This window comes from Hungatella sp. L36 (assembly GCF_014288035.1).
In genome coordinates, this window is record NZ_JACOPC010000009.1 from 238,836 (window position 1) to 255,182 (window position 16,347).

16 protein-coding genes are annotated in these 16,347 nt (G+C 49.0%); 3 read left to right on the forward strand and 13 right to left on the reverse strand.

The window, feature by feature from the left end; genetic code table 11:
* Positions 1–142: 142 nt before the first annotated feature.
* Together H8S80_RS20955 and H8S80_RS20960 are read right to left on the reverse strand one after the other, a co-directional pair.
* Positions 143–2,386: a hypothetical protein gene (locus H8S80_RS20955; RefSeq protein WP_243007853.1), complete on the reverse strand. Its 2,244-nt coding sequence runs from the start codon at positions 2,384–2,386 to the stop codon at positions 143–145.
* Positions 2,373–4,706 carry an efflux RND transporter permease subunit gene (locus H8S80_RS20960; RefSeq protein WP_117630946.1) on the reverse strand — a complete coding sequence of 778 codons (2,334 nt, stop codon included), beginning with the start codon at positions 4,704–4,706 and terminating at the stop codon, positions 2,373–2,375. Before H8S80_RS20960 ends, H8S80_RS20955 begins: the two co-directional genes overlap by 14 nt.
* Positions 4,707–4,898: 192 nt before the next feature.
* On the opposite strand from H8S80_RS20960, the gene H8S80_RS20965 reads away from it, so the two are divergent.
* The 3 genes from H8S80_RS20965 (at position 4,899) to H8S80_RS34345 (ending at position 6,616) form a co-directional block, all read left to right on the forward strand.
* On the forward strand, positions 4,899–5,480 hold the full coding sequence (locus H8S80_RS20965; protein ID WP_002603254.1) for a TetR/AcrR family transcriptional regulator: 582 nt from the start codon (positions 4,899–4,901) through the stop codon (positions 5,478–5,480).
* A gap of 72 nt (positions 5,481–5,552) precedes the next feature.
* Positions 5,553–6,158 carry a GNAT family N-acetyltransferase gene (locus tag H8S80_RS20970; protein WP_117630947.1) on the forward strand — a complete coding sequence of 202 codons (606 nt, stop codon included), beginning with the start codon at positions 5,553–5,555 and terminating at the stop codon, positions 6,156–6,158.
* Between the two features lie 134 nt (positions 6,159–6,292).
* A complete protein-coding gene (locus tag H8S80_RS34345; protein ID WP_243007854.1) occupies positions 6,293–6,616 on the forward strand; it encodes a hypothetical protein in 324 nt (107 codons plus the stop codon).
* Positions 6,617–6,766: 150 nt separating this feature from the next.
* Here H8S80_RS34345 and H8S80_RS20980 read toward each other — a convergent pair whose 3' ends face one another.
* From H8S80_RS20980 to H8S80_RS21030, 11 genes are all read right to left on the reverse strand, one after another.
* Entirely contained in the window at positions 6,767–7,267 is a 501-nt protein-coding gene (locus tag H8S80_RS20980; RefSeq protein WP_117630948.1) for a nucleotidyltransferase domain-containing protein, read from the reverse strand.
* Positions 7,268–7,343: 76 nt separating this feature from the next.
* The gene (locus H8S80_RS20985; RefSeq protein WP_117630949.1) at positions 7,344–7,937 is read right to left on the reverse strand and encodes a DNA-3-methyladenine glycosylase I; all 594 of its coding nucleotides are present in this window, start codon (positions 7,935–7,937) and stop codon (positions 7,344–7,346) included.
* Positions 7,938–7,942: 5 nt separating this feature from the next.
* Complete coding sequence (gene prfH / locus H8S80_RS20990) at positions 7,943–8,548, reverse strand: peptide chain release factor H (protein WP_002603250.1); 606 nt, start codon at positions 8,546–8,548, stop codon at positions 7,943–7,945.
* Between the two features lie 10 nt (positions 8,549–8,558).
* The gene (locus tag H8S80_RS20995; protein WP_117630993.1) at positions 8,559–9,632 is read right to left on the reverse strand and encodes an RNA ligase RtcB family protein; all 1,074 of its coding nucleotides are present in this window, start codon (positions 9,630–9,632) and stop codon (positions 8,559–8,561) included.
* A gap of 407 nt (positions 9,633–10,039) precedes the next feature.
* Positions 10,040–10,300 carry a helix-turn-helix domain-containing protein gene (locus tag H8S80_RS21000; RefSeq protein WP_117630950.1) on the reverse strand — a complete coding sequence of 87 codons (261 nt, stop codon included), beginning with the start codon at positions 10,298–10,300 and terminating at the stop codon, positions 10,040–10,042.
* Between the two features lie 8 nt (positions 10,301–10,308).
* Complete coding sequence (locus tag H8S80_RS21005) at positions 10,309–11,208, reverse strand: hypothetical protein (RefSeq protein WP_117630951.1); 900 nt, start codon at positions 11,206–11,208, stop codon at positions 10,309–10,311.
* Between the two features lie 387 nt (positions 11,209–11,595).
* A complete protein-coding gene (locus H8S80_RS21010; RefSeq protein ID WP_002603246.1) occupies positions 11,596–12,705 on the reverse strand; it encodes an RNA-guided endonuclease InsQ/TnpB family protein in 1,110 nt (369 codons plus the stop codon).
* Between the two features lie 336 nt (positions 12,706–13,041).
* On the reverse strand, positions 13,042–13,998 hold the full coding sequence (locus H8S80_RS21015; RefSeq protein WP_181987888.1) for a transketolase family protein: 957 nt from the start codon (positions 13,996–13,998) through the stop codon (positions 13,042–13,044).
* A complete protein-coding gene (locus H8S80_RS21020; RefSeq protein WP_117623571.1) occupies positions 13,986–14,825 on the reverse strand; it encodes a transketolase in 840 nt (279 codons plus the stop codon). The genes H8S80_RS21015 and H8S80_RS21020 overlap by 13 nt, the downstream gene beginning before the upstream one ends.
* A 15-nt stretch (positions 14,826–14,840) precedes the next feature.
* The gene (gene fsa, locus H8S80_RS21025) at positions 14,841–15,494 is read right to left on the reverse strand and encodes a fructose-6-phosphate aldolase (RefSeq protein ID WP_002603243.1); all 654 of its coding nucleotides are present in this window, start codon (positions 15,492–15,494) and stop codon (positions 14,841–14,843) included.
* A gap of 181 nt (positions 15,495–15,675) precedes the next feature.
* Positions 15,676–16,299 carry a helix-turn-helix domain-containing protein gene (locus H8S80_RS21030; RefSeq protein WP_117630997.1) on the reverse strand — a complete coding sequence of 208 codons (624 nt, stop codon included), beginning with the start codon at positions 16,297–16,299 and terminating at the stop codon, positions 15,676–15,678.
* Between the last annotated feature and the right edge of the window lie 48 nt (positions 16,300–16,347).

The window sequence follows — 16,347 nt, forward strand, 5'->3', positions numbered from 1 at the left end:
GTATGCTTTATATTCTATCAATTTTAATGCCTTCCTGCATCTCTGTCAAATGCAATGTCATATCGCGCCCGATGTTTAGATATCCCATAAAGAAAAGGCCCCGGCCGCTTTTAACAGCTCCGGAACCTTTTCTCACTACTCTTTATTTATGAAACAGCGACGTAATCATATTCCAGATCCGCGTAAAGATACTGGCGATGCGGTGGAACACATTTCCCTCCGGGTGGTAGCTCTCATCCACCTCTGCAGTGGTGCTCTTATCCTTTTCCTTGATTTCACCGGTGCGCAGAATGATCTGCACGGTGCGCGGAGACGGGTTCTTCTCCGATGTCAGGGATACCGGCTTTGCGTCCATATCGATATTCAAAATGGTGGTATCCTTTGTCGTATACTCATCCCATTTATCGTCGATCAGCGTTTTGATTGTATCCTTTGCATTTTTAAGCACGTCTGTCTGGTCCAGTCCGTCTCCCATTCCATCCAGGGTTCCTGCCAGACCGTTTAGTGTCTTCTGGGTGCTGGCGTTTAAGGAATCGCCCACCGTTTTCATCTGGTTTTCAAAGGAGGTGCAGAACACGGTCAGGGATTTTAAGCTCCTGGCGGCGGCGTCTGTCATTTTCCCCAGATCCCTCAGAGTATCCAGCGTATCCTCGTGATAGTAGTTGACCGTCTTGGTCAGGCTGTCTGCATCGGAAATGATATCGTCCAGCGTGTTGCACATACTGGCTGCCAGATGGGACATATCCGCCGTATTCTGCAGCAATCCCACCGCATTTCCCTTCTGGGAGGCGGCTGCCTGCAAAAGGACCTCTGTCTGTCCGATCATGGTCTGTATATCCGTAATCAGTCCGGTGTTTCCCGCAGTGCCATGGAAGCCTTCGACGATCGCGCCAACCGCAGCGGCGATATTACCCGTGTTTGGCTGGGATGCAGTAGCGGTCTCATATAGTGCCTGGGACGCATATCTCATGAGCGCATCGATCTCATCGGTGGCCATGCCAACCTCATTTCTTAAATAGGAAGCGACCTCATCCTCATCTCCCAGATTCACGCCTGCGCTCTCCATCTCGCCGATTAAATCTTCCAGGCTGTCCTCACTGAAATATTCCGCTTTTTTACCGCTCAGCCCGCCGGTCGATGCGACCAGTCCGGCAAGTGCAGGCGCCAGCGCACTCACACCGCCATCCAGCTTTGCCTGCGACTGTTTGAAGGTCTCTAAATCTGCCTTTGTCTTTTCCATCAGCTGCAGAAATGCCTGTGCTCCCAAATCCACCTGGGGACTGTTTAACATGGAACTGATTCCCCGTAAATCATCTCTTAAATCCCGCATGGTGGCCTTCATGTCCTCCAGATCCGGCGACAGATCGTCGAGATGGCCGGTCAGCTCATTTACATGGGAATTCATTGTATCGAGGAATTTTTCTGCCTCCTTCATATGCCCGGAAAATGGTTCAAACTGCTGGGACAATTCATTTAGGCCAGCCAGAGCCTCGTCAGCGTCGGCGTATACCTTACCCTTGGAGTCTGCGAAAAGCTGGCGGCTGTGATCGAGTCCGCGCAGGCCGTCGGCCGTATCTTCCACACTCTTCTGCATGCCGTCGAATGTATCAAATAGTGTGTCCAGGCTGTCGCTGATGGCATCCGCGGAGTCCTCGAGGGTCGTCTTCGCCTCGCGCAAATCCCCCACCTTATCGAGCTGGGCTGCGGTCAGCGGAACAATAGTAAACACGACACCGCTGAAAGAGAAATCATTCGTTCCAATGCGGATAGAGTAGTGCTGCTCTTCTCCCGGAAGCGCGAAAAATATAACCGCGTTTAAATTTCCCATCGATTGGACCTGAGCGCCTTCCGCTTCCAGACTCAGGTTTTTATCCATATCCACAACGGTTCCAGCCATGAGAACCATGTTATTGCGGTAATAATCCGATACCTGCTTATTCGGTGTCAGATCCACATTTACTTCCACCAGGCCGGCCGCGCCGTAAAGCTCTTCCGCTTTCTTCTCCAGTCCGTTTAAGCGGTAGCTCACCTGGATATTCCAGGGGAGTTCTTCCCTGGTGGTATCCGTGCCGCCTTCAAAATAAAAGCGATCCTCCGAATTTTCCAGGTTGAAAGTAAGCTTACCCTCCGAGTCCGTCACCGGTTCGGCGTGATCTGTCATGTTGGTAATTCTGTTGTACGTGCCGTAATCGACAATCTGGCTGCTTCCATTCGTGGTGTAGCTCTTTACGACACTGCTCTCTTTTATCTCCCCATAGGGGTCCATGGTGATATAAAGCGTCTCATCGCAGACCGGGGTGTCTGCCGCCGCTCCCGCCTCCATAGTCGGGCCGCATGCAAGCACTGCTGCTAAAACAAACGCTGAAATCCGTTTACTCTTCCTCATGGCTGTCATCTCCCTTTTCCTTCTGATCTGACTCTCCGTTCTGCGCTGGAGTTATGTTTTCCTCTGGACTGCCTTTTCCTGCCGCGGGAGCCGGACGCTCTGCTGGTGTCAGGTTCTTCTCCGGCACCTCACTCTTCTTCGACGCCACATTCCTCGCCCCCGTCAGATTTTTAGCCGCCGCCAGACGTTTCCGCCTTCTCTCTTTCCGTGCATCCGCTTTCTCCTGCTGCCGCTTGATCTGCTTATCAAATGCGGACAGGAGGGCCGGAAGCAGGGACAGTACCAGTGTCACGCTCAAAAATGCCCCGCGCCCTACCAGACGCCCTACCTGGGAGATCGCCTGTATGGACGAAGTAAAGTACAAAAGATAGCCAACCACCATCAGAATACCGCCCGATGTCATGATGGACAGCGTGCTCTTGTTGACAGCGGCGACCGCAGCCTCCCGGCGGCCTTTTTCCTTACGAAATGCCAGATAGTTGTTTGTCATCAGAATCGAGTAATCGATGGTGGCCCCCAGCTGCAGGCAGCTGACGATAATGTAGCCGATATAGATCATGCTGTCCCCCATCACGTAGGGCAGCGTCATATTCAAATAGATGGCAACTTCGATGGGTACGATCACGAGGATCGGAACCAGGATCGACCGGAAGGTAATGAATACTACCAGCGCCACACCGGCCAGAGACAGCAGAGATACATTATTATAATCTTCCGTCAGAATATCCCTGATATCGATGGTTGTAGGTGTCATTCCAATTACGTAGGAATGATCGGGATAATACTTATGTACGACCTCCTCCAGTCTGGCACTGCACTCGAATGCATAGTCACTCTCCTGCAGCGTATCCATGGAGATCAGCATTCTGGCGTAATCCTCATTGCGAAGCTGGCTGGTTAAATCCTCGGGAAGAAAGCTTTCCGGAATTCCGTTCGGCATGGTGCCCGACATGGAAATCACATAGTTGACGAAATCCAGATTCTCCAGTTCCTTCGCCAGTTCTTTTTCCGTCACACTGGAACCGTTCGGCACGATACAGATTGTCATATTGGACTTTTTAAACAGGCTGTTAATCTCCTGCGTGTCCTCATAGACCCGCGTTCCCGGCCCCGCGCCGATGGCGTCGTCGCCGTACAGGAACTTATTCATACTCTGGCCGAAATAACAGGGAACCGCTAACAGGGCCGCTAACAGGAACACCGGAACCCGGATCTTGTACATGGCCCGTGCAAATCCATCAAATGAGGCAATAAGCGGCTTATGCGCCGTCTTCACGATCTTGTCGTCAAACCGGAGAATAAGCGTCGGCATCAGCAGAAGTACGGTAAGAAGGCTGCATATAATGCCCTTTGCCAGGACGAATCCGACGTCCTTACCAATGGTAAAACGCATAAATGCAATGACGATGAATCCCACGATCGTCGTCGCTCCGCTGGCGAGAATGGAACTGCAGGATTCCCTGATCGCCTCCACCATGGCCTCATGGATCTCCATGCCCCTGTTTTTCAGGGCCGTAAAGGTATGCAGCAGGAAAATGGAGTAGTCCATCGACACCGCCAGCTGCAGAATAGCCGCCGTGGAGAAGGTAAAGAAGGATATCGTTCCGAAGACGATGTTCGATCCCATATTCAAAACGATCGCCACGATCATTACGAAGATAAAGAGGAACGGCTCCATCCACGACGTGGTCGTCAGTGTCAGGATCAGCCATATGATAACGATTGACATGGCAATCGCCATGGTGATCTCCCTCGTGATCGAGGCCTCACGCTCCTTGCTGGACACTGCGCTTCCGGCAAAACAGCCCCGGTCCTTTCCAACGATCCGGTAGATCTCTTCGATGGCCGCATTGGTGCGCGGTTCTCCGTCTTTATCTTCAAAGACGATGTCCATCAGGGCATTCCCATCTTTATAGTAATCATCGATTGCCAGCAGATCGACACCGATGAACTCCGTCATGCTTTCATTAAGGAACGGCGCTCCCATATAGACGTCGGTCGAGACGTCGGAGCCCAGTACCAGATCCACCCCATCGACCGCGGATATTTCTTCCCGGATGCGTTTCGCCTCCTGTAAAGATACGTCCTTAACCATGATCCGCGCCATGCCGGGATAGCCAAACTCCGCTTCCATCACATCCAGCGCCTGTTTGGTCGGTGCAAAATCCGGCAGATATTTGCTCAGATCATAATTCACCCCTACAAACGGGAAACAAATGGCACAGAGAATCGTGGTTACCAGGAAAACCTTCTCAATGATCTTCCCGTGATACACAATAAACCGAATCACCTGATTGAAAATATCGCTGTTTCTTTTCATTATTGCCCACCTTTTGATTATTGTACAATCATTGACTTTTGAACACATGTGTATTATAATTCACTTGTCGGTATATTTCAATAAGCAACGATTCGCTGCTTTGTACGTTAAACATCACTTATTTGTATTTGTGTTTAATATCAATCGAAACTGATAAATTTTGTTTTTAAACAGGATTGTGAGGAGAAGAATATGGAATCACAGAAAGAGGACCGGAGAATCCGCAGGACCCAGAAAATGTTAAAAGACAGCCTGATTGAGCTGATGACCGAGAGAGATTTTAAAAATATTTCCGTCAAGGACATCACGGAACGGGCGGATCTAAACAGGGGAACCTTCTACAATCATTACACCGATACTTACGATCTGCTGCAGAAGATGGAATCCGACGTACTGGCTGATTTTCAGGATATGATTGATAATTTCCTGTGCAGTCCAAAGAACGGATCGCTGATGCCCATCCTGCTGCCTGTTATACAATATATTGAAGAAAACGTAAAAATTGCCAGAATTCTGTTTGAAAACAGTGCATCCAGTGATTTCGTCAACCGCTTCCACCAGCTCATTTCTGACAACGGAACCGCTGTTTTCAAGAAACAGTATCCCGGAATCGACGATGTGACGCTCTCCTATTTCATCGAGTTCATCACCTTCGGCCTGACCGGAGTTCTGCGCTGCTGGATCAACAACGGCATGAAAGAATCCAAAGAAATGATCGCGGAAATCGCAGATAAATCCGCCGTACAGGTGGCGCAGAATCTCTGGGGGCATTAGAGTGAGTTAAGACGGGGTAAAGAAAAATTCACCCTTACACGAATAAAAAATCATCAGAAAAAGGAGACACACATGGATAATACTCCTGTCATTGAAACCGAACGCCTGCGGCTGCGCCGATTTACAGAGCGTGACGCCGAAGCGCTGTTCACCATACTCAGCGATCCCGAAGTCAATCAGTTTCTGCCCATGTTCCCGCTGACATCGCTGGAGGAGGCCGGGCAGTATCTCAAAGAACACTATTTAAGTACTTACGAGCAGCCCAGCGGTTACCACTACGCGGTCTGCCTCAAAACAGATGATATCCCCATCGGATATATCAACGTCAGCGATGACGACAGCCACGACCTGGGATACGGTCTGAAAAAAGAGTTCTGGAAGATGGGAATCATGACCGAAGCCAGCCGGGCGCTGATCCGGAAACTAACAACCACAGATTTACCCTACATTACCGCCACTCATGACCGTGAGAATCCGGGAAGCGGCCGGGTCATGGAGAAGATCGGCATGATCTATCAGTACTCTTATGAGGAGCAGTGGCAGCCCAAAGATATTCTGGTGATATTTCGGATGTATCAGCTTAATTTTGACGGAGACCAGGACCGCATCTACAAAAAATACTGGAACAAGTATCCGGTCCACTTCATCGAGAAGCTGGAAGACGGTCGCATGCCTTAGACATTGACAGTCAATCAGAAGGAATACCGGGTTATCCGCCTCCTGGGTAAGGGAAAAGGCGGCTACTCCTATCTAGTATAACGTATTGTAAGTCCTTGTGCATAGAGTGCCTGATATTCGCAGGCACAGTTCTGGTGTGGATAGCGCGTGCTATATGCACAAGGACTTATGATACGTTATACGACGATCTGGTTCTTTGCGATCAGGTGAAGCCGGCTTATTTCCGCCAGATCGAGGATATGTGCGGCAGGCTCTACCCGGCAAACACGAGTATCGATTACTTTCCTGCCAATTTTGTGGTTCAGAACGACGCATTGTATTATATTGATTATGAGTGCAACGATTATATGGAAGAATGGAATTTTGAAAACTGGGGCATCCGTTACTGGAGCCGGACTAGGGAATTTCTGGAATACGAACAGAGTCAAATATCACGCCGCAGGAATAAACAGAGGTGAATTTCCGCCCGCCTGCGGCGAGACCTTGGGAGGTTGCATTTTGTACGTTGTGCCGTACATCTGTATCATAACGAAACAGCAGGCGAACGACGATCGATATCGTCGCTCCCTGCTGTTTTTTATCCTTTAAATTGCTGCATCAAGCCCGCTTTACAAGACGCCGCTCATCAGTTCTTCAATATTTTTCATATCATGTTTATCCACTTCCCTCGGCTCATAACCGGTATGAAAAATCTTTTGCCCCTTCACTGAGATGCACGGTATCTCTCTTCCGTCTAAAACGGCACAGCCAAAATAATCGGCCTCAAACTCATACCATCCGCCTTCTAAGCCGGCCTGTTTTGCGGTTCCGTCTTCCTTTAAGACGAACGGGTGTATATCGATATAGCTCAATTGGGGGTGGTACAGCTCTATACGGACAGGGCTCCAGTCTGTTACTACTTCATACCCTTTTTCTTCCAGCTTCTGCTGTAATTTCTCGGTATATGCGGCATCGAAATCGATGTCCACATCCCTGTGTTCTCTCGTCTGCCTTCCAACAAGCGCATCCACACCCCAGCCGCCATCCAGCCAGTAACGGATTCCCAGCTGTTCTATCATTTCAAGCACTTCAAATAAATCTTCCTGCGTTACAGTTTCCTTTTTTGCCATCCGGCACCTCGCTTTTCATTTTCATTTTCTATTCATTCTATCGGTCTGCATCTCAAATGCCCTCCTGCCCTCTCTCTTACTGATACTCCCATTCCGTCTCTTTCAGCAGCGCTTCATACCTAAAACAATCCGGATGGTGGTCATTGATAATGCCGCAGGCCTGCAGATGAGAAAATACCGTGATGGACCCCATATACTTAAAGCCCCGCTTTTTCAAATCTGCGCTCACCTGATCCGATAATTCGTTCCTCGCTTCCGCCTCGCCCTCCTGGTGCCTGCGGTAAACGTACGTCTTATAATCCGTAAAGCCCCAAAGATACCGGTCGAAGCTGCCAAACTCCTCCTCCACCTTCATAAATTGTCTGGCATTGTGTATGACTGCCATGATTTTTCTTCTGGAACGGATCATGCCGGGGACGAGAAGGATTTCAGCGATCTCCTCCTCACCAAACTCTGCAATCCGCTTAAAGTCATAGTCACAGAAGCATTTTCTGAATATTTCCCTCTTCTGTATCATCATGTTCCAGTTAAGCCCACACTGCATGACCTCCATAAGCATAAACTCAAAGTGCTTTCCGTCGTCATGAGACGGTACGCCCCATTCGCTGTCATGATACTGGATCATCGGTTCATTGATCAGGCACCAGCCGCATCTTGTCTCCTGTTCCATCTGTCTTATCCCCCATTTTTCTCCGTCTTAAGCCGGAACGATCTTCCCTCGTATACCCGAACCGGATTTCCACGCTCCAGTCTGGCATGTTCCATCCAGGCCAGATTCTTTTCTCTTCGTCCGCTTTCCATGTTCATTTCCGCCAGAATTTCGCACAGGCGGTTCAATGCAATCTGTTTATTCATATGCTGGCTCCGGGCCTCCGTGGATACCACTGCGGTTCCTGTGGGAATGTGGATGGCACGGACACCAGTCTCCACCTTATTCACATTCTGGCCGCCTTTTCCGCCGCTTCGAAAGGTCTCAAAACGGACCAGTTTCTCCTCTGTCACCCGCGGCACCGCCTCTAAAATACTCACATCCACATACCAGTTCTTCCGTTTATGCTCCGGACGGTACGGGCTCCTGCAAATCCACAGTACACTGCCCTCCAGGCCGGTAAAATCGTGTTCTGTCTCAAACACAATCGAGGAAAATCCCTCCCGTTTCTTTCCCTGTGTGAAGGAAATCAGCCGGATATCGGGAGCCTCCTTCTTTAATTCCTCATAGAACAGGCCTGCCGCCAGTTCACATTCTGCCGGCCCCTGGCCGGAACTTATCTGTATTCTCATGCGCAGCCCCCTAACCCTTAAATGTGATAAGCGGCCGCAGCGTCGCAACAACAGTAATCAGTCCGTAATCCTCAAGGGAAGTGATCACCTGCTCCACATTTTTATAGGCCTCCGGCGCCTCGGCAAACAGTAAATTGGTATCATGGCAGACTACACGGCTCTTAAGCTTTGTGCTTCTGATGGAATCCCTGTCGTATTTCTGGTCAATCCTGCTCCTGCAGATACTTCTGGCCCATTTTCTGCCTGCGCCATGGGACACAGAGTCCAGGGAAACGGACGTGTCCGCAGCCGGTACACATACATAGGTCAGACTTCCCCTGGATCCCGGAATAACCACGGCTCCCTGCTTCGTCGATACACTTCCCTTCCGGTGAAGCCAGCTATCCTCCGTCCGTTCCAGATAGTTATGACAGCTCTCCAAAAGCGGGGTTACCTCCCTCTCCACACCCAGCCAGGCCAGCAGCTTTTTCGCAGTCACTATGCGATTCCTCCCGGCCCACAGAATCGCCGAGTCGTGTTCCTTCAAATAGTCCTCCGCCTCCTTCGAGCCTTCCGCCAGCCCTTCCGGCGAATAATACCGGTTTAAAATCTCCTGCCCATATCCCCGGGAACCGCTGTGGATCAGTAACATAAGGCACCCATGAAGCAGTCCCAGGCGATTGGCCTCCTCTTCTCTGTAAACGTGTTCCAGACACTGAAACTCTGCAAAATGGTTTCCTGTGCCGATGGTTCCCAAATCCCTGATGGGGCAAACTTCTTCATAAGGGTTATCGCACGGAATATCGCTCAGCTCCCGAACCTGGTTAAGCCTCGATTCCCATTTATCCATACGGAATTTCTTCTGCTTCACTCCTGTGGAAAACAGACTCATCCCGCATCCGATATCGTTGCCGATTAAATGGGGATAGAACCGCTCCCTGCTTAACACCGCCATTCCTACAGGAGTCTTTCCCGGATGCAGATCCGGCAGCCCTACCGTCTTCACCACTCCCGGCAGATTCGCGACTCCATGAAGCTGGTCGATCGCCGCCTGTTCAATCCAGTTTTTACCGTTGCTGATCAATATGCAATTTTCTCTTTCCAAATCATAATCTCCTTTATGAGCCGACAGGGCCATACGTCCCATTTCCCCGGAATCCCGAAAAATGGTACAAAAAAAACACGACAACAAGCCGTGCGCAGCAAAATAAAGCTATTATACGCCAGTCCCTGTCTATTCTATCGTTATCTTGTTTTCACCCTTTTCATTTCGTTTGCCAACATAACAACCACTCCTTTGCTCATAAAGGACTGTACGCCCTCTTTATTCTATGGATACTATAAAACGGATTTCTAAAAATGTCAATGACTATTTCCTTAACTTTCTGACTTGCGTTATAGTTCGCAGCCCTGTCGGCCTCTGCTTCCCGGTCTGTCCCGGCTTATTTTCCGCACAGGAAATCCCGCACCGGCATTCCTGAGCCGTCTATGTGCGGGATCTGCGCGTCTTCGTCATTTATTCTTTACCAATTCTTTAATCTCCGGTATCATCTTTCCACTTTCCTTTAGCCTTCTGATACGTTCTATCCGTTCCACAGTTTCGACCCGCCGATAGCGCCTTGTGAGATTCTCTTCCTCCTGCTCAAAAGGAAGCATGCCCTCTTCTGTATAATACTTCAGTGTACTGTAGCGGCAGCCGGTAAGCCTGGACAGTTCTCCGATCGACACATACTCAGAGCTGCTGATCTTTTCCATGCTTCTCTGTCTTGACATTCCATCACCTACCTGTAAACCGGAACCAGATTTGCCCCCTGAACCGGTATTTTGTAATAGACCCTTGTCATTGGGAAAACCCGGTAATAATAGTTATCTACCTTTAAGAGCGTCTCTGAGCCATTTTTGACTTCTTCTACATAGTGGCCCTTTTCGGAGAGATAGGTCATCATTGCCAGACGCCTGCCCGCCACGTTCGTTCCAAGAACAACGAAATCGATAAAAACGGCCTGTCTTCTGTCCAAAAATGGAAATAAGAGATTGACTCCCTCCATATACGGGTTTTTAAAGATATTCTTTTTCGCACTCAGCAGCTGCTGCGACAGTTTTTCCGTCCACCGGTAAATGTCTGAATCCCAGACCACTCTGACAACCGGATCCTGCTCTGCCAGTTCGATCATACGGGCAGACAGTCTCTCCTGCTCCTGAACGGAAAATATATCATGGATACATCCGCTCTCGCGTAACAGCCACACCAGACATACACATTCCAGGGTCACCGCGCCGTCCTCCAGGACTTCAGCACGGACGCCTTCAACGATACGCTGGTATTCCGTTCCGTCGCTGCGGTAGGTTCTGAGGTCCATATTCATGCTGCTATAGTTAATATCGCACGCCAGAATATCCGGTATCTCATCGAGGACGCCCTTGGCCTTCAATACTTCCGCCATCTCAGTCTCCAGACCGTGGGCTTCCTTCCTGCCGATGCCGCGAATCTCTTTAAATTCTGCCTCCAGTTCCTCTTTTACAGCCTCTAAATCCAGATGATCCGATAATATAAGCCTCTCCAGAATCTTTGCAGCCGCAATTCCGCGGCAGACCGCACTCTTGGCTGTGGTTATATGTATGGAATCCTGGCCATCCAGACCAACCAGGGCGTATTGTTGTGATAATGTATACTCATTCATAGGATATCTCCTTTCGGCTTACGCCAATTGATGTTTGTCTGCTGTGCTTGTTGATTGATTTTTGATGGTTGATACCTGCTGCTTACTACTGATTATTTATTGCTTATTACTTATCGCTTATTGCTTATTGCTTATTACTTATTACTTATTACTTATTACTTATTACTTAGGTTATACCACTATACTCTCACAATTTCAATGCATGCTGTTTTATATTTTTCTTACAAATCTGTCAATTACCCATGTCTAATGCCCGATGAAGCGGGGCAGGCCCAGGCACGGGCTTGTAACTCAACTACACGTAGTACGACATGTTATTCATGTCTCCTACCTCAAACGCTGGCTACAATAGGCTGATTGACGGCAGCCCGCCTGCTTCGGTTCTGCCTAACAGGCCTCTGCGAACAGAGTGTTAAATCCTTTACGGTAGATGTTTATGGCTCCGGTACGGTCATCATTACTTCGGTAACCGCATACAGTACAGCAGAATTCATGCCTCTTTCTGTTACGGTTAGCCTTTGTCGTATTACCACAGACCGGACAGCTCTGGCTGGTGTACTTCGGGTCTGCCGCAAGTACTTCTGACTGTGACAGCGCGGCTTTGTATTCCAGCATCTCACGGAACTGATCGAATGCCCAGGAGACCATGACGTACCGGGATTTTAAACGGACGTGTTCTGTGGCAGTGCGTATCCCGGTTAAATTTTCTATAATAAAAAGCGTTCCGGCTCCATACTGTGAGATAAGTGCCTTCGTAACCGCATGGTTTACCGCGGTTACGTAACGGGTTTCTTTCTCACGGAGCTTTTTCAGCTTCCGCTTTGCTGATTTTGTCCCACATGCCTGCAGGCGTTTTCGCAGGGCAAGTGCTTTCGCGCGCTTTTCCTTGACTGCGCGGCCGGAAAAGAACCTGGTGTTCCCTTCCTCATCAAAGGAAACTGCCAAATGGTTCACACCCAGATCAATTCCAACGATATGGTTTAAGATGTTCATACTTTCTACTTCCAGGGTGACCGGAATATGCAGATAATATTTCCTGTTTTTCCGAATCAGTTTAGCAGTGCCAAAGTGTCCGCCGGAACGAAACCAGTGTTCCATCCCTTTTAATTCAAAGGGGATATGCAGCCTGCCGGAAAGGGTATTTAAGCTAATGGACTGACCCGATATGGAGTAATCCCGGTTCCAGACAAGATCATACTCGAAGTTTCGAAAAGATGCTTTCGAAAAGGGGTGTCCATTGCTTTTCATGGATTTATATTTTGCAAGGACGGTCTTAAATACACTCTGTGTCATCTGAGAGCGGAGTCCAAACTGCTGCCTGACCGGATAGTATAAGACATGGTTTAATTCGAGATAGCGGATGCCTTCCTGTCCAAAAACGAATGCGGAGACAAAGTTCAGCACATCCCGGATAACGGACAGGGTCTTATTCAAAATAATCATCTGTTCTGATGTAGGGTATAGTTTGACTTTAGCAGTAATAGTAATAGATTTCATAGATTTTATACCTCATAATAGATTTATGGACCGAGTACATTTTACCACACATAGAAGTAAAAAAGCAAACAAATGTTTGAAAAACTAAAAAACAAAAAGGAGAAGGGGCTCGCGAAAGAGTCAGGACGGGCACAATTCCTCTCATGTCTAAAGACACGAGTCTCCATGTGCAGTTTATGAACTTGATCCACGATACAGTAAAAGCCGTCTTGCCTAATCGCTTTTGCGTAAAATCTTCGCTCTCCTTTCACGCAAAAAAGCCGCGATATGGGAACCAACTCTTCCATATCACGGCCTGCTGCTCATTTCCTATTGCTGCTCTTGCTGCTATTTCTTTTAATACCACTTACTCTTAATCTGCTTATATATTCCCTCTGCATCTAATTCATACTTATGAATCAGCTCCGCAGCCGGGCCGGACTCGCCGAATACGTCACGTACGCCGATCTTAAAGACCGGTACCGGAGCATTCTCGGACAGGGCGTCGCAGACAGCGCTTCCAAGTCCGCCTATGATGGAGTGCTCTTCCACAGTCACCACGCGTCCAGTTTTCTTCGCGGATTTAACGATAAGCTCTTCGTCCAGAGGCTTAATGGTATGAATATTGATCACTTCGGCGTCAATTCCGTCTACGGCCAGAAGCTTTGCAGCTTCCAGTGCGTGGCCAACTTCCAGACCGGTAGCCACGATGGTCAAGTCGCTGCCTTCTTTTAAGACTACGCCCTTTCCGATCTTAAATTCATACTCCGGATTATCATTGATCACCGGCACAGCCAGACGGCCGAACCTCATATAAACCGGGCCCTCATACTCGGCCGCGGCCTTGACGGCGGCTCTCGCTTCCACGTCATCAGCCGGGCAGATCACTACCATGCCGGGGATCGTTCTCATCAGAGCGATGTCCTCGTTGCACTGATGTGTCGCGCCGTCCTCACCGACGGAGATTCCTGCATGAGTCGCACCAATCTTTACATTTAAATGCGGGTATCCGATGGAGTTTCTAACCTGTTCGAACGCTCTGCCGGCTGCGAACATGGCGAAGGTGCTCGCAAATGGAACCATGCCTGTTGCAGCAAGGCCGGCGGCAATGCCCATCATGTTGCATTCCGCAATACCACAGTCGATATGGCGTTCCGGAAATACCTTCTTGAAAACTCCCGTCTTTGTCGCGGCTGCCAGATCGGCATCCAGGACCACGATTTTGTCATTAAGCTTTCCCAGCTCCGCAAGAGCGCTGCCATAGCTTTCTCTCGTAGCGATCTTCTTTACGGATTGTTCTTTCATCTCTGGCATAACGCTTCACCTGCTTTCTCCAAATCTGCCATTGCCACCTGATACTGCTCGTCGTTTGGAGCGGCACCATGCCAGGCTACAGCTCCTTCCATGAAGGAAACTCCCTTGCCCTTTAAGGTTTTTGCGATAATGGCGGTCGGCATTCCCTTTGTATTTCTTGCCTCTGCAAATGCCTGCTCGATCTGGGCGAAGTCATGGCCGTCGATGCAGATTACATGGAAATTAAATGCCTCAAATTTCTTGTCAATTGGATAGGGGGAGCAAACCTCATCCACCGGGCCGTCGATCTGAAGTCCGTTGTTATCCACAATTACGACCAGATTATCCAGCTTTCTGTGACCTGCGAACATCGCAGCTTCCCAGACCTGGCCTTCCTCGATCTCCCCGTCGCCAAGGAGTGTATAAACACGGTAATCTTTCTTCTGCAGTTTCGCAGAGAGTGCCATACCGACCGCAGCAGAGATTCCCTGTCCCAGAGAACCGCTGGACATATCCACGCCTGGAATATGCTTTCTGTCCGGATGTCCCTGTAAATAGGAACCGGTATGACGCAGTGTCTTCAAATCCTCTACCGGAAAGAATCCACGGTGTGCCAGTGTGGAGTAGTATCCGGGCGCCACATGGCCCTTCGATAATACAAAACGGTCACGGTCGTCCTTTAAAGGCTGTTCCGGATCGATGTTCATTTCTTTATAATAGAGCCAGGTAAATAAGTCCGCTGCCGACAGTGATCCGCCCGGATGGCCGGACTTTGCGCTGTGAACCGCCGTCACGATGCCTTTTCGTATCTCATTGGCTGTTTTTTCTAGTTCCAGATAGTCGCTCAATCCCGTGTCCTCCTCTTACTCTCCGAATACTGCCTTATAATCAGCCTGGAATTTTGCGATTCCCTGATCTGTCAGCGGATGCTTTGTCATCTGCTCAATTACGCTGTAAGGAACGGTGGCGATATCGGCTCCGGCAAGGGCACAGTCAATGACATGGATCGGATTGCGGACACTTGCTGCGATGATCTCGGTTGTGATTCCCGCCACGTTGAACATTTCTGCAATGGTTTCAATTAAATCGATGCCTGGCATGGAAATATCATCGAGACGTCCTAAGAATGGAGATACATAGGACGCACCGGCTCTGGCTGCCAGCAGTGCCTGGTTCGCGCTGAATACGAGCGTTACGTTTGTCTTAATGCCTTCCGCGGTCAGCACCTTAACGGCCTTTAAGCCTTCTACTGTCATCGGAATTTTAACTACCATGTTCGGATGGATCGCAGCAATCTCACGTCCCTCTTTAATCATGCCTTCTGCGTCTGTCGTGGTAGCCTTCACTTCGCCGCTGATCGGTCCGTCTACGATGGAAGCGATCTCTCTGATAACCTCGTTAAAGTCTCTTCCTTCTTTTGCAATCAGAGATGGGTTTGTGGTTACTCCACAGATAACTCCCATATCATTTGCCTTTCTGATATCCTCCACTTTCGCTGTGTCAACAAAAAATTTCATCGCTGTTCTCCTCTTCTTTTTTTATTTTTGAATTAATTTCTTCCTTCGGTTTATGTATTAATTCAATTAATTAATATTTCTAGTTAAACAATACCACATTTTAGGAAAATGTCAACAGAAAAATAGAAAAAAACGGCGATTTTGATTTTACTCAAAACCGCCGTCTCTGATAACAGCTCTTTCAGTCCGTGATCCTTTCATGTTCCCTGGTGATCTGCGCGATCGGGCACTTCTGCAGCCCATGCTGTGTACAGTAAAGATATAAATACCCGCCCTTCCTTACCATCGGCAGTCGGAATTCCGGGTTCTGCTCCGGATACAGCCGGTTTAAATAGATACGGTCATGGTAGACAAGGGCAGCAAAAGAAATATAATGATCCTTGCGCATATCATGATTCACGGTCACATAATACTCCAAGTCAATTTCCCTCAGGACAGCCTTATGTTCCTCCGAGCACGAAACCGGAATTAACGGTTTTAACTTTCTCCCGCAGCAGGAAATCGACGCGGTTCCCGTGCTTACAAGAATATTGCCGCAGGTGGGACATACATAGAAGAGTGTTTTTTCCAGCTTGCCCACATCCGGACGGTTGGGACTCAATTCTCCCTGAATCAGTTTTAATATGTCGGCACCCAGCACCGTGGACAGATCATCCCACAGCGATACATCCGGACAGCCCAGACCACGCTCCCACTTGGAGACAGTCTTGTTGCTGATTCCTAAAAGGTCTGCGACCTGCTGCTGCGTCATTCCTTTTTCTTTTCGGAACTGCATAATCAAGCGGCCTACTTTTGCACAATCCATTGTATTTCCTCCATGCCATAAATACTGCATATAAATACTTCCCATATC

Coding starts and splice junctions, on each gene's coding strand:
- H8S80_RS21005 (WP_117630951.1), bottom strand. CDS start 11,208: ATGAATGAGTATACATTATCACAACAATACGCCCTGGTTGGTCTGGAT.
- H8S80_RS20960 (WP_117630946.1), bottom strand. CDS start 4,706: ATGAAAAGAAACAGCGATATTTTCAATCAGGTGATTCGGTTTATTGTG.
- H8S80_RS20985 (WP_117630949.1), bottom strand. CDS start 7,937: ATGGAACAGGAGACAAGATGCGGCTGGTGCCTGATCAATGAACCGATG.
- H8S80_RS21010 (WP_002603246.1), bottom strand. CDS start 12,705: ATGAAATCTATTACTATTACTGCTAAAGTCAAACTATACCCTACATCA.
- H8S80_RS20980 (WP_117630948.1), bottom strand. CDS start 7,267: ATGGCAAAAAAGGAAACTGTAACGCAGGAAGATTTATTTGAAGTGCTT.
- H8S80_RS21015 (WP_181987888.1), bottom strand. CDS start 13,998: ATGCCAGAGATGAAAGAACAATCCGTAAAGAAGATCGCTACGAGAGAA.
- H8S80_RS21030 (WP_117630997.1), bottom strand. CDS start 16,299: ATGGATTGTGCAAAAGTAGGCCGCTTGATTATGCAGTTCCGAAAAGAA.
- prfH (WP_002603250.1), bottom strand. CDS start 8,548: ATGAGAATACAGATAAGTTCCGGCCAGGGGCCGGCAGAATGTGAACTG.
- fsa (WP_002603243.1), bottom strand. CDS start 15,494: ATGAAATTTTTTGTTGACACAGCGAAAGTGGAGGATATCAGAAAGGCA.
- H8S80_RS20955 (WP_243007853.1), bottom strand. CDS start 2,386: ATGAGGAAGAGTAAACGGATTTCAGCGTTTGTTTTAGCAGCAGTGCTT.
- H8S80_RS20970 (WP_117630947.1), top strand. CDS start 5,553: ATGGATAATACTCCTGTCATTGAAACCGAACGCCTGCGGCTGCGCCGA.
- H8S80_RS20965 (WP_002603254.1), top strand. CDS start 4,899: ATGGAATCACAGAAAGAGGACCGGAGAATCCGCAGGACCCAGAAAATG.
- H8S80_RS21000 (WP_117630950.1), bottom strand. CDS start 10,300: ATGTCAAGACAGAGAAGCATGGAAAAGATCAGCAGCTCTGAGTATGTG.